Origin of the sequence: Kineothrix sp. MSJ-39, assembly GCF_018917935.1 — a bacterium.
Classification (GTDB): domain Bacteria; phylum Bacillota; class Clostridia; order Lachnospirales; family Lachnospiraceae; genus CAG-194.
The window spans coordinates 69,186-82,617 of the sequence record NZ_JAHLPN010000007.1 but is presented as its reverse complement, the minus strand read 5'-3'; the positions used below and the strand labels follow the sequence as shown (position 1 = coordinate 82,617).

Annotated in this window: 10 protein-coding genes; all 10 read right to left on the bottom strand. The window is 35.8% G+C overall.

The genetic code is table 11. From position 1 onward, the window contains the following. Positions 1 to 237 precede the first annotated feature (237 nt). The 10 genes from KQI22_RS06460 to KQI22_RS06415 all read right to left on the bottom strand — a co-directional run bounded on the left by KQI22_RS06460 (position 238) and on the right by KQI22_RS06415 (position 13,400). The gene (locus tag KQI22_RS06460) at positions 238 to 3,582 is read right to left on the bottom strand and encodes a DEAD/DEAH box helicase family protein (protein WP_216551282.1); all 3,345 of its coding nucleotides are present in this window, start codon (positions 3,580 to 3,582) and stop codon (positions 238 to 240) included. 13 nt (positions 3,583 to 3,595) lie between these two features. Beyond that, a complete protein-coding gene (locus tag KQI22_RS06455) occupies positions 3,596 to 4,630 on the bottom strand; it encodes an AbiH family protein (RefSeq protein ID WP_216551281.1) in 1,035 nt (344 codons plus the stop codon). A 42-nt stretch (positions 4,631 to 4,672) separates the two neighbouring features. Further along, entirely contained in the window at positions 4,673 to 5,758 is a 1,086-nt protein-coding gene (locus KQI22_RS06450; RefSeq protein ID WP_216551280.1) for a restriction endonuclease subunit S, read from the bottom strand. Between the two features lie 119 nt (positions 5,759 to 5,877). Next, a complete protein-coding gene (gene xerA / locus KQI22_RS06445; RefSeq protein ID WP_216551279.1) occupies positions 5,878 to 6,846 on the bottom strand; it encodes a site-specific tyrosine recombinase/integron integrase in 969 nt (322 codons plus the stop codon). A 45-nt stretch (positions 6,847 to 6,891) separates the two neighbouring features. After that, positions 6,892 to 7,734: a hypothetical protein gene (locus KQI22_RS06440; RefSeq protein WP_216551278.1), complete on the bottom strand. Its 843-nt coding sequence runs from the start codon at positions 7,732 to 7,734 to the stop codon at positions 6,892 to 6,894. Positions 7,735 to 7,755: 21 nt separating this feature from the next. Further along, a complete protein-coding gene (locus KQI22_RS06435; RefSeq protein ID WP_216551277.1) occupies positions 7,756 to 8,913 on the bottom strand; it encodes a restriction endonuclease subunit S in 1,158 nt (385 codons plus the stop codon). 647 nt (positions 8,914 to 9,560) lie between these two features. Beyond that, the gene (locus KQI22_RS06430) at positions 9,561 to 11,063 is read right to left on the bottom strand and encodes a class I SAM-dependent DNA methyltransferase (RefSeq protein ID WP_216551276.1); all 1,503 of its coding nucleotides are present in this window, start codon (positions 11,061 to 11,063) and stop codon (positions 9,561 to 9,563) included. Beyond that, entirely contained in the window at positions 11,064 to 12,131 is a 1,068-nt protein-coding gene (locus KQI22_RS06425; protein WP_216551335.1) for a Fic family protein, read from the bottom strand. It abuts the gene before it with no gap. A gap of 189 nt (positions 12,132 to 12,320) precedes the next feature. Further along, positions 12,321 to 12,875 carry a GNAT family N-acetyltransferase gene (locus KQI22_RS06420; protein WP_216551275.1) on the bottom strand — a complete coding sequence of 185 codons (555 nt, stop codon included), beginning with the start codon at positions 12,873 to 12,875 and terminating at the stop codon, positions 12,321 to 12,323. A 48-nt stretch (positions 12,876 to 12,923) separates the two neighbouring features. Further along, positions 12,924 to 13,400 (bottom strand): LURP-one-related/scramblase family protein, encoded by a 477-nt coding sequence (locus tag KQI22_RS06415; protein WP_216551274.1) that lies wholly within the window; start codon positions 13,398 to 13,400, stop codon positions 12,924 to 12,926. Between the last annotated feature and the right edge of the window lie 32 nt (positions 13,401 to 13,432).

Here is a 13,432-nt window from a genome sequence, read left to right as displayed (position 1 = left end):
AAGACAGCATCTTTCCATGCTCAAATAACAGACATAAAGAAGCTCTAAGTGTTTTGATCTCATTATATGAATGCCCCGCAACCGGCACATATTCGCCATCCAGGCTCAGATGTGCCTTTCCCGTACATCCATGTACGGGAATTGCTGGGTATCTTCAAAACACTAAGAGCTTCTAATATGTCTGTTACATTCGCATGGTCAGATACGGTCTTTCTCTCCATTTTTCTTATAGTCTGCCTATGCTGCAGCATTGGCATTAATTGTATCAATTACTTTTTTAATACCCATCCACAGTGACATATCAGAAAAGATTTCTGCTACACTTCCCTGATCTGTAAATGGAGACTCTTGAAGCACTGAAAAATCCGTCAGCATTCCATTATGAATAATATATTCCACAATCTGATTCACAAAGTAAATCTGCCTGCTGTCAAGACTTGTATCAGTCAGATATTCGGAAAAAGCCTCCTTAGCAGCATTCATATCAAGTCCCACAATTTCTCGGACAAATTCACCCAATGGTTTTGTACCGATTTCATTTTCGTAGTCTTGTTTTGTACCAACTTCTTTCCAAAGAATTTCTTCCAGACTGGCAACATCACTGCTCGTTAAAGGTTTATTTGTTTTTAATTTTGCAATTACAATATTATCCTGATGTTGTCTGATATAATATTCAGCTTTTGCTTTGTAATTTTTCAGTTCATCATTCTCAAGCTCTGACTCTTTCCATTCTATTGATAAAAGCTCATCTGTAAAATTTGTCACATACTTGATCGTTCCTGTCTGAATATATTTCATCAAATTTCGCAGTTTTTCTCTGATTTCTTCAAATTCATCAATTCCGGCTTGATCCACATAATCTGTATGCAATATTTTATTGATCATCTCTGATTGTGCCTGAATCTCCGGAATATTGGCTACTCCAGCTACTCCTTTTACTTTTTTATAGAGATCGCTTCTGGCTCTTGTATCTTTCTTTCCTATCAGATAGGCAAGTTCGATCCGATACATAAGTGCATCAAATCTTGCAGCACTTGCATCTTCTCCTCCCGGTAATATAAGAGGTGCTACTTCCTCACGTACCAGCAATGTGTCCTCATAAGTTAATGATTGATAATTTGACTCTGCAGAATATAATTCCACATATTTCAAATGCTGTTTTACCGAGAAGTTATCTCTAGGCAGCTCCCGTACCTGTTCGCTTACCTGCGAAACTAATGCTTTTCGATATGCGATCAATCTGTCTTCTTGATATGCAATATCCTGTAACTTATAAATTATCTCAAACTTATAATTAAAAATTGCCCCCTGTAATGCAATTTCACTTGCTGATGCCTTTCCTTTATTTAATCTGAAAAACTCAAAGTTTCCGCAAAAATCGAAAATATAGAACTTTTGCTTGTCCTCTCCATCCAAAAGCCTCGGACACAATCTTGTTCCACGACCGATCATCTGCCAAAACTTTGCCTTACTCATAACCTTTTTAAAAAATACAAGATTCAAAACCTGCGGAACATCTATACCGGTATCTAACATATCTACAGAAATTGCTATCTGTGGCATTTTCTTTGGATCAGAGAATTCATCAATTGCGCTTTGTGCATAAGTCATGTAATTATCAATTACTTTCGCATAGTCTGGAAGATGTGGATATTCTTTACAGAACACTTCCCATATTTTTTCTGCATGATCGTGATTCTTTGCAAAAATAATGGTCTTTCCGATTTTCTGACCGTATTCAATTTTAAGTCCCTCTGTCATCAAAACATTTAAAACCTGCTTGATCGTATCCTCGTTAAAAATCCATGTATTTAGTCTTGATGATTCAATCGCTTCAGGAATGTTTCCATTCTCATCCTCAAATGTGTCTTCATATATTTCTTTATCTTCCTCTGATAATTCATCGTATACGATCCCTTCCTCAATAAATTTCAGCTTTGATTCCACTGAAACATAGTCTACAAGATATCCATCTTTGACTGCTTGCGCCAAATCATATCCATACGTGGGAACACCATTTTCCAATTCAAAAATTTCATAGGTATTCTTATCAATTTCATCTTTCGGTGTTGCTGTAAGCCCTACCAATGGTGCATCAAAATATGTGAATATATCTCTGTACTTATTATAAATTGATCTATGCGCTTCATCACATATTACAAGATCAAAATGCCCACAGGTGAATAGCTTTCCATCATCGTCATTTACTGTATCGATACAATGCATCATTGTCTGATAAGTGGAAAATACGCAATGTGCATTATAGTTTTCCTTCTCTTCTACTAAATTTGTACAGGAAAGATTTGGCAATAAATTTACAAAACTTCGTTTCGCCTGTGTAACCAATGAGTTACGATCTGCCAAAAATAAAATATTTTTTATCCATCCGGCTTTTAACAGTACATCACACAGTGCTATTACTGTTCGCGTTTTTCCCGATCCTGTCGCCATGACCAAAAGTGCTTTTCTTCTGTTCTTTTCATCCATATTTGAACAGACTGCCTTAATTGCTGCTTCCTGATAGTAACGTCCTGCTATATTTTTGTCTACAACAACATGTCGCAGACTTGTTCGCATGGATAACAGATTAAACCACTTTTCCAGATCACGCTTTGAATAAATGGCTGCACATTTTCTTTCCGGATATCTTCCATCGATAATATGTGTTTCAAACCCATTGGTCAGGAAAATAACAGGTCTTCTTCCACATTGCTTTTCCAATAAATCCGCATATAATTTTGCCTGCTGTCGCCCTTTGGATACATCTACACACGTTCTTTTCGCTTCAATCAGTGCCAGCGGTCGGTGCATATCATCATAGAGCACATAATCTGCATATCCTACCTTTGATTTATTAGGCATTCCCTGGAGCTCTACTTCATTCATCCAGTCTTTTCCCTGTATCCACCCCGCATCCATAAGCATTACATCAATGTAAAGCTTCCGCGTTTTATATTCAGATAAATCAAGTGGTTTGGGGACATAGGTCTGCTGTTGTTCCTGTCTGCGGGCAGAAAGTTCTTCTTTTAAGGATGCATTTTCCTTTATCAGTTTTTTCAGATCCAGCTCCTGCTGTGCTGTTCTTTCCTGCGCTCTGACAAGCTGCTCCTTTGTAGCATCCGCTAACTTTTTAGATTCCTTTGCTTTTTCAATACGCTCTGTCAAAACTGATCTGTCAAAAGTTCGTTCTTCATAATTACCAGAATAACAGCATGCCACAAAATCCAGATAAATAAAAAGATTTTCGAGACACAGCATCGCAATATCTTTTCCCAGTTTCTTATTGCTGTGTGCAGCATTGTTTCCACATCGACGGATATAATCCATACGCTTCCAGATATCCGGTCCTACAATGTCTCTGAAGTCTTCATTATTCATCAGGCTCTGTAAATTATCCTGATATGGCATTTCCAGCTCTTCATCTACGGAATACATCCATTTGACAGCAAATTCCATTGCCCTGCGGCAATTAATAATACTTGCCTGCGGATCAATTAAAATAATCTTTTCAGCAGAAATTGCAACCTCTGCAAAATCAGAGAATCTCGATTCATTTTTCAGGTAATCAAAATTAGTAACCATACTTTATCCCCTTTTATAATGCAGGAACCATACTTGCAATGATATTAGTAGTATTTTTTATACTACTAATATCATCAATGTCCCCTTGCTGTGTTTTTTCTTCCATCAATTTTTTTTCAATATTGAATATATTTCGTCCACATGGAATATGTATTTGATCCAACAATTCTTCATTTGTTACTCCCCACTCTGCAAGAAGTTTTTCCTTCTCATCATCTTCTTTATCCATTTTTTCATCTGCAGTTCTAAATATTATACTTGATAATTTATATTGATACAAAAACAGATGATGATCAATGTTCTCATTCAGCCAATTTATAATCTCATTTCTCCATGTCAGATCCGACTCTCCCATTGACAATCCAAAGCAACATATAGTGCTACTATTCGCTATTTGAAACTTTGCTCTTCTTACCCTTTCACTATCGTAATTCTCATTAAAAACAGGTTTTAAAAAACTTCTTTTTCCTCTTTTAGAAAGCGGAAAAGTTGTATTCAATTGATTCTCATTATCAATACCTAAAACAGGATCATCAGATAATACTCCATGCAAATGAATAATTTCATTTGCATTCATTTCTATATTTTTGTATATATCAGAAAAAAAGAGATCAAATGCCCTCGTATAGTTGAATGAAATCGCACTCGTTCGAAGCACATTAGCAATTTCTCGTTCTTTCATGATATTATCTACATTATGTGATACACCCTTATAAAATCCAGTTAATGACCTCAAAAATTCTGTTCTTAGCTTGTCTTTATTTAAATTATAAATATTCTGAAATTTTTCCATTTCACCATTTAAATATTTACTCATGTACACATTAAAATCTCTACAACACTCTAACAGTTCGTTTTCATCCCTGAATTTTCCTGCATATTTTGCAAGTGCCATTTCAAAATCACTCCAATTATCAATATCAGCACTAATATCCTTTTTAAACTGATTAATCAAATTGGAATCAGACTTTTCTTTAACATAGCCCCTATATACATCTTTATAGCTTGTCTTCATTCCACAATTAAGATCAAATCCATTTCCTATCATAAACAATGTGCTCATATACTTTCCCCTTTTTTCTATTGTTTTTTATATATTTTTCTCTACAACTTTTGATTTGTCGACCTGATGGACGAAGTCGGCAAATCGGTTCTGTATCTCTATTGGTGGTAAAGGCAATGTAAATCCTTCCACCTGACTCTTATTAACCTTTGGTAAATTAGTACGATTGCTAAAAGTCAATATGTAGTCTAAGAAATACTGGCTTCTCAATATATATCCAAAGTATTCTCTATTGCAAATACCTTCTTTAACTAATATTGGATAAGCATCTGCTGAACACAAACCATCAAAATCTGGCATAGCCACTTTATTAAGATTAGGACGTATCTTGCTATAAATAATGTGTGCCGGCGTAAATAAGTACTTACCACTTATAACTCCGTCCTCAGCAATTGTTCTATACCCAACCAATCTTCCTGTTTCTTTTTCTATACTGTCTATGCCAATATGCGGATAGTCTTCATATCCTTTAAAATCATGAATCATATTAGTATCAATATCTGCACACTCATTAAATCCTACAATTTTCCAACTTTTACTATTTGATTTCAAATCACCAAACATCTCGACAAATCGGGCTTTGATGAGGTCGTCTAAATCTCTTAATTCTTTTTTTCTTAGCGCAATGATTTCACTTATTTTTTCTAATGTAGAAACTACTTCCTCTTGCTTTTCAATGTTAGGAACATTTATTTCAATCTCAGATACAATTCTCTTTGAAATCTCCTTAAATGTAGCTCCTCTGCCCAAAGAATTAAGATATGCTGTGTTTCCTTTTAAGAACCAATACAAATATTTGCTATTAATCTTATCTGAACAAATAAGATTCTTAAATCCCTGATTGCAATACATCTCACAACCAGCAATAGCTACTTTTCCAATAGGTGCTCTCGAAGATAAAATTACTGTACCTTTAGGAAATGATGATAATCCTGTTTTCATTACCGCTAATTCTGTAATCTTTCGCACACTATCATTAATAATATACGTGTCATCATTAAGTTCAGCAGGAGTAATCCACTTTATATTTCCATCCCAGTATTCGTCTATTCCTGTTTTAGGCGTACTACCTGATACTATTTCACAAATATCGCCAAGTTTATATTTTGCCATCTACATCATCCCTACAAATCCGAATTGAGGAATTACATATTTTAAGACCTAGTCCTAATTTTTCAATGATTGGGGAAAGATTTCTCCTTCTTTGTCATAGTTTCCACCATCTACGGCAATCATGCTATATACTTTCTATGCGCTGATTTCACATTATTTTGATTTACAATAGCATACTGCATCGTTGTATCAATTTGTGAATGTCCAAGGATTTTTTGCACCTGTTCTATGGGCATCCCTTTGTCTATCGCTCTGGTTGCCATCGTTCTTCTAAATTTGTGAGGATGTATCTTATCCATATTTAATTTTCTTCCCAACTCACGAACACGAATTTCAACCCCACTGATTTTTAATCGTTCATATGGTGCATCCAATGTTACAAAAAGTGCCGGGTTGTCGTCTACACGTTCTTTTAAGTAATCTTGCAAATGCAGCTTAGATTTTGCATCAAAGTACACACGCCGTTCTTTATCTCCTTTACCATAAACGACACATTCTCTTTCTTCAAAATTGATATCTGCACGATTTAATCCAACCAGTTCACCCACTCTTATTCCCGTAGAATATAGTAAATCTATCATTGCCAAATCTCTTTTACATTTACAATGATCTCTTAATTGCTCTATCATTTCATCCGATATGACCTCTTTCACAGCCTGTTTCGTTTTTATCTTATGAATTCGCCTCATAGGGCTCTTTAAAATATAGTCCTCCTCTTCCAACCATGAAAAAAAACTGGATAAATTGCGTCGAACATTGTCTACTGTAACTTTTCCACAAGAATTCATTTTCTGATATTCTGCTAGATATTCCCGGATATCATCTGTAGTTATTTTTCTAATCTCTAACGGAATCCTTCTGATCATATGTTCAACTGTAACCTTATAATACTGAATTGTCCGAGCTGAACATCCCTCAATTTGCTTTGCCGCAAGAAACATCGAAAGATACTCTTCATTAGAAATATTTTTTTTGACAACCTCATTTTCAGCAAACGCTTTTACAATGACTTCTTGCAATTTCTTCATTTGCGCAATGGATAAGTATGCCGCCATTTCATTTAATACGATAACAATTTTTTCTTCCATGTTGATACATTCCTCCTATATACCAACATCCTGCAACCATTCATTTTAATTTTTCAATTTATAACCTTCGTTATATACTTCTAAATTTACGCTTATAAACATCTTCCGATCATTATTCTTGTATTCTTCTTCCGTATACAACCTTTCCGCAGTATCTATTAATTTTAACTTCTTTGCACCTGCCTCTGTGAGAGCATAATTTGCTATAAACTCACCTGCAAGTGTAACAACCGAACTCCCTCCAGATACTTCAATTGGTTCATAACACGAACAGTACCTAAATCCATTAGGATTTTTCTGAAAAAGCAAATCAGCTATTTTATTTGTAATATCATATAAATCTCTATGTAAAAACTTATAAATGTAAAATACTGAATTTAGATCACCAATAAAATTTGAAATACTACCATCTTCACATTTACATTTTTGTAGTTCCATTTTTTCATCTTCTGTCATCTTTTCCACACTTTCTACAGCCATTGCAATTTTATGTAATAGGCATGTAATCCTGTTATGTGATTCTAAAAGTGATCCAACCCGAATATCCTCTTTACATTCATACTTTGCAAGATAGTATTTTTCATTTACATTTAATTCAATTTCTCTCGGTAAAATGAAATCCGTTATACTAACATATAATACCGGTTTTTTAGGATAATTAAATCTTCCCTTTTTTACTTTATCGGCTGGAGGCAACCACCAATCATTTTCGTGTGTTAATGGTATGCCTTCATATTTTCTGGCTCTATACAACCTAGTCCCTTTAGGGATTCGAATTTCATCACCTAAAACTGACATTTGCTGTTGTTTACTCAATCCAAAGAACATCGTTACAAATTCATCTAAAGATTTACATTGCAGTAATTGTTTTTCAAGTCGTCTTTCCATTTATCCCTTCCTTAGCTGCGCTTACCCAAAATATTGCTGCATTAAACTATCAAATAATAGCTGAGTCTCATCCAATGCTTTTTGCACTGCAACTTTTGATTTGTCGACTTGGTTACAGAACCTCATAAACTCATTCTGCAACTCAACTGGAGGCATAATTATCTGTAAGCTTTCTACCTGCTGTTTTGTTATAGCCTCTCTTGTTGCACCTGCTCCCGCAACGCTCCATAGTAAGTCTTGATAATTATCATCTATCAAAAGCTTATTTAAAAATACCGGATTAATATATTCCTTGCATCTTATAATACAAACATGCTGATTTACTCTTGCCGGCAAAATTTTGTTTGGAACTACACATGAACGAGCCACCGAGGCTCCAGTAATATTTAATAATACATCATTTTCTTCTATAGCTACATTATCAAGTTTTGCTGCCTGCTCATCTGATATATGTGCCAATTCTCTATATTCAAACAAGCCATTATGTACATTCATGCTTCGAATAAGTGTAATACCTTCTTCTTGATACGCACCTTTACCGCCTTTAGGGGTTGCTCCCGAACCAATTTTAGTAGTAATCTCACCTAGTGATTTCTGTCTCCATCTTTTTTCATTAATTACTGGATTTCCAAACATCTCGACAAATCGGGCCTTGATGAGTTCATCTAAAGCTATAAGTTCTTGATTTCTTCTATTTATAATATTTGTTATTTTATCTAGAATATCAACAACAATCCTCTGTTCTTTAATCAATAAAAGTTCCATTTCAACTTTTTTCAAATATCCAGCTGAAATATTGGGTTGTGCTCCACCAACTCCATCTTTAACAAACTTCTCCTTCTGACTTTTCAGAAAATAATATAGGTATTCCGGAATAACCTTATCGTTTCTTCTGAAAGCAGCACATGCCTGATTAGTGCAAGCTGAAATTTTCAAAATAGATGTTGCGCCTATTGTTGCTCCATACATTGCCATCAAAACAGTATCTTCTTCATACATTTTTGCTGAAGAATTCCTCAATCCATCTTCTGTAATAAAATCTGCAACCCCATAAATGTATTCTGATTTCAAATCGCCTGTTTTTACCCAAGGTACATCTCCTCCATAATATTCAGGACAAGATTTTGATGGTGTTCCACCAGAACTAATTTCAAATATATCTCCAAGTTTTACTTTCATCTACATCATCCCTACAAATCTTTCTTTATTTCTATTGAAGGCTTGAAACCAGAACATATGTTTGCTATAATATGTTTAGTGCTACCCTATTCGGTAGGCGGTTAGCCTTCTCCACAGGAGATATAGCCTGTGTTTACATAGAAATCCACTTCTGGAAATCTTTTGAGGAGGTTTGTGCTTATGCTTACAACGGAGCTATTTATAGCCATTATCAGCTTATGTATTACTTGCTTTGCTCTTGGTTATACCGTTGGGTCTAAGAGCAATGATAAGACACAAAAATAACCGCCCTGGTCTGGTAAACTTTGGCGGTTATTTTTATAACTAACAATATATCAGGGCTAACCGTCTATCGGTAGCACTTTCTTTACTAGTATACTAGCATTTAACCGCATCTATGTCAAACATATATTCTATTTTTCAAGTACGCCTACAAATCTTTCTTTAACGGCTTACTCGGTACATTCGCAGTGCCACATTCGCTACGACTTCGTCTTCGCTCATGCGTGCTATCGCACTATTGTCTGTTCGCAATATGTGCCGATCAGTGAGCAAGCTCACATCGTCCCAATTGCTCCATCCAGCACTGCTCATTACCTCGACAAATCCGAATTTGTTTCTCCCTTTCCAAAATATTTTTAAATATATTATAATTTTAACAATTTCTCCAATTCATCCATCTCATTTCCAATTTCAATCTCTATTTCACGGATATTTGCCATAATCTCAGATGTGGGTGGATATTCGACTGCAACATATTCAACCTCTTTATATTTATTAATACTGAGATCATAATCGTTGTCTACAATCTCCTGTTTTGGAACCATGAATGATTTTTCTGTACGTTTTCGATCTGTCTCTTTGTCCAGATTTTTAAAACGCTCTATGATATCTGGAATGTCATTGTCTGTTACCGGCGTTCTCTTATCATCTAAACTGAATCCATCTGCAGTCATATCATAAAACCATACCTGATCTGTTCCACCATGCTCCGTCTTTGTGAAAATCAAAATTGCTGTTGAGACACCTGCATATGGTTTAAACACACCGGAAGGCATAGAAATAACTGCTTCCAATCTCTGATTCTCCACAATTTCCTTTCGAATTGATTTGTGTGCTGTAGAGGATCCAAACAAAACACCATCCGGTACGATACAAGCACACCGTCCACCTATTTTCAAAATACGAAGAAAGAGTGTCAAAAACAGAAGTTCTGTTTTCTTTGTTTTACATACTTTCAGTAGATCAGGCGATACAGATTCTGCGTCAAGGCTTCCCTTAAAAGGTGGATTTGCTAAAACAAGTGAATACATGTCCTTGTCTGTATTTTGATCAGATAAACTATCTCTATACTCAATAAATGGATTATCTATTCCATGTGTCATCATATTCATGGCACCTATACGAAGCATTGTTCGATCCATATCGTATCCATGAAACATATGATTCATATAATGATCTTTTTTTTGCTTATCAAAGAAAATCTCTTCTTTTTTGTTTTCCTTCAAATATTCTCCTGCTGCAACCAAAAATCCTGATGTACCACAGGCAGGATCACAAATTACTTCATCACTTGAAGGATCCATCAGCTCTACCATCATACGAATGATATGTCTGGGAGTTCTAAACTGTCCGTTTCTGCCAGATTGTGCTATTTTTGAAAGCAAATATTCATATACATCTCCTCTTACATCTGATGTCTGTTGTTCATTCATCAATTCGTAAATTTCATCTAATGAATCCACAACCTTTGACAATACAAGCGGTGTAGGTAATTTGAAAATGGCATCATCCATATATTTGGAATATGCACTGTTTTTATCACTATGCAACGTCTTGATAAATGGGAATACCCACTCCTGCATAACAGAATACATTTTGTCTGCAGGGAAATCATGAAACACAGACCATTTAAGTTGTAAGCCATCAATAGCCCTATCCCCTATTTTTACCTCCTCCGCAAAAATGCTTTGATATGGTAATCCAAGCATAGCACTTTCTTTTGCTCTTCTATTATCTGAATCATCCAGATCATGAATAAACATTAAATATGTGATCTGTTCAATTACTTCCAGTGGATTTACTAATCCTCCAGCCGCAAAAATATCCCCTAATCCATCTATTTTATTTTTTAACTCTCCTGTAATCATTTACCTGTCTCCCATCTTTTCGCGATTCCACGTATATTTTGTATATCTGCCGCCGCCAATTTTTATTACCTGTCCATTTTCCACTAATTCTGCCAGTGTTCTTTGCACCGTTATCTGACTGATATCCGGACATCTTTCCAAAATCTCACTCTTCGTTATGGAGCCCCATGTTCCTTTAATCAATTCCCGTATTCGATCCGGCTTTGACCTGCCTTCTACTGTAAGCAATGCCACTCTTGCCGAAAAATCTCTATATGCAGCTACCACAACGCTGAGCATATATTTTACAAATGGCTCATAATCATTTTCATCTTCATGCCACCTTAATGAACTCTGTTGTAATGCTTCATAATAGGACTCCTTAGTCTTTTCAATTAGTTTTTCTATACTGATATATTTTCCGACAATATACCCCGCTCTATATAGCAGTAATAATGTAAGCAACCTGCTCATTCGTCCATTTCCATCATTAAATGGATGTATACACAAAAAATCAAGTACAAACATCGGAATCAAAATAAGCGGATCAATTTGTTTCTCTTCAAGAGCTTCTTCAAATGCCTCGCATAAACAATCCACAGCTTCTGGCGTCTGCCATGCAGCTACAGGTTTAAATCTTACAAATTTATTTCCAAGAGAATCCTCTTCTTCTATAATGTTATCCGAGCTTTTATAATTTCCGCCAATATCAGATCCCTCAAATTTATACAAATCTCTATGCAACTGCAAAATAATGGATGGCTTCGGCGGAATGTAATCATGATTCTCGTGAATTGTATTGAGCACATCCCTATATCCTGCTATCTCACGCTCATTTCTTGTTTTAGGTCTTGTTGTATCCTTCACTAAAGCTTTTAGCCGTTCATCAGACGTATATATTCCCTCTATTTTGTTGGATGCCTCAGTGCTTTGAATTCTTGCAATTTCTACAAGTTGTGTCAGCATATCTGCCTTTGCTTCTATAAATAGAGTCTGTTCCCCTTTAAATTCATGAATCAAAGATAAATAAGAAACTATTTCCGGCGTCAATAACTTTTTCCATTTTTCACGATAATCATATTGTCGCATCTTTTTCTCCATAATAAGCTTTTTTATCAAAATTTCATGTTTAAATTATATTCTTCAATTTTATCATTGTCAATTCAATTTTATCATTTTTTCAAAAATGATAAAATTGAAGTTATAATGATTAAATTAAAAAAGCCTGAAAACCTTCAAGACATTTTCTTGATAGATTTATTCAGACTTTTTAAATCTCTATATGATCACATGCTTCGCAAATCGTTCTGCTGACAACACGGATCTGTAATGCTGCTCATACAGTTTTCGCATTTCATCCTCTGTATGGATATTCTTTCCCATCTCGATCAGGATGAAGGGAACGCCGAAGCAGGTCACGCGGACACCACTGTCACGAAATCCGTTCCGCATATAAAAGCCATATCGTCTTGTCTGCAGCTTCCGGTCTGCTTCCTCTTCTGCAAATTCCGGGTTTTCCACTTCGCCGATAATACTGTCTGCCTGCACCAGATATTCTCCCAAAAGCCGAAGCATTTCACTGCCAAGTCCCGCATTTCTGCGATCCGGGCAGACTGCCAGATAATCGATCAGATAGTCATCTCCCTTTCTGATCAGATAAGCATATCCCACGATATCCGTTCCGTCCATAAGTCCCAGACATTCATAAATTCCCTGCTCTATTGCGTCATAGATCATGGACAGCGGCTTTAATTCGTTTGGCGGAAAATCAATTTTCATCCGCTCCCGATAGATTGTTTCTATTTGCTTTTTGTTTAAACTACTTAATTTCATCAGATCATCCTTTTTTACATGATAATTTCTTTTGTCAAATGAATCTTCTCAGTTTTGATCCCTGCTGCATTTCTCCGCATCGATAGCAAGCACAAACATCAGGACATGCAAGGCATCTTCTATCCGTGCAATATCCAAAACGTAAGTATCTGTCATACGGAAAAGCTGCTTGGATATCGTTGCGATCCGCTCACCGTTTGCCCCTGTAATGGTATAATCCCATTCCATAAAGCTGCCTTCAATATGCCAGCCGTTAAAATCGATATCATAACGCGGACGGAAAGAAAATGCTTCCCGGCTGATGCAGCCAATATACTGCTCCTTTTCGTATATTTCATACTTGGGCATCCATGTCAGCAGCTTCTGTCTGACCGTACCAAGCTGGTCTCCTGCCGCATCAAAAATATTGAGGCAGTGTCCAATGGCAAGTTGTCCTTTCACAACATAAACTGTCTGTTCATTTTCATCATATATATCATAGCTGTCCAGCCATGAAAACAGGCGTTGTTTGAATAATAATTTCATACCGTTCCTTCTTCCATTCTTACACATTCTCA

What these genes read in the sequence shown, in the direction of transcription:
- KQI22_RS06440 (WP_216551278.1), bottom strand. Translation starts at nt 7,734, where the DNA reads ATGGAAAGACGACTTGAAAAACAATTACTGCAATGTAAATCTTTAGAT.
- KQI22_RS06425 (WP_216551335.1), bottom strand. Translation starts at nt 12,131, where the DNA reads ATGCGACAATATGATTATCGTGAAAAATGGAAAAAGTTATTGACGCCG.
- KQI22_RS06415 (WP_216551274.1), bottom strand. Translation starts at nt 13,400, where the DNA reads ATGAAATTATTATTCAAACAACGCCTGTTTTCATGGCTGGACAGCTAT.
- KQI22_RS06435 (WP_216551277.1), bottom strand. Translation starts at nt 8,913, where the DNA reads ATGAAAGTAAAACTTGGAGATATATTTGAAATTAGTTCTGGTGGAACA.
- KQI22_RS06460 (WP_216551282.1), bottom strand. Translation starts at nt 3,582, where the DNA reads ATGGTTACTAATTTTGATTACCTGAAAAATGAATCGAGATTCTCTGAT.
- KQI22_RS06430 (WP_216551276.1), bottom strand. Translation starts at nt 11,063, where the DNA reads ATGATTACAGGAGAGTTAAAAAATAAAATAGATGGATTAGGGGATATT.
- KQI22_RS06450 (WP_216551280.1), bottom strand. Translation starts at nt 5,758, where the DNA reads ATGGCAAAATATAAACTTGGCGATATTTGTGAAATAGTATCAGGTAGT.
- KQI22_RS06420 (WP_216551275.1), bottom strand. Translation starts at nt 12,875, where the DNA reads ATGAAATTAAGTAGTTTAAACAAAAAGCAAATAGAAACAATCTATCGG.
- xerA (WP_216551279.1), bottom strand. Translation starts at nt 6,846, where the DNA reads ATGGAAGAAAAAATTGTTATCGTATTAAATGAAATGGCGGCATACTTA.
- KQI22_RS06455 (WP_216551281.1), bottom strand. Translation starts at nt 4,630, where the DNA reads ATGATAGGAAATGGATTTGATCTTAATTGTGGAATGAAGACAAGCTAT.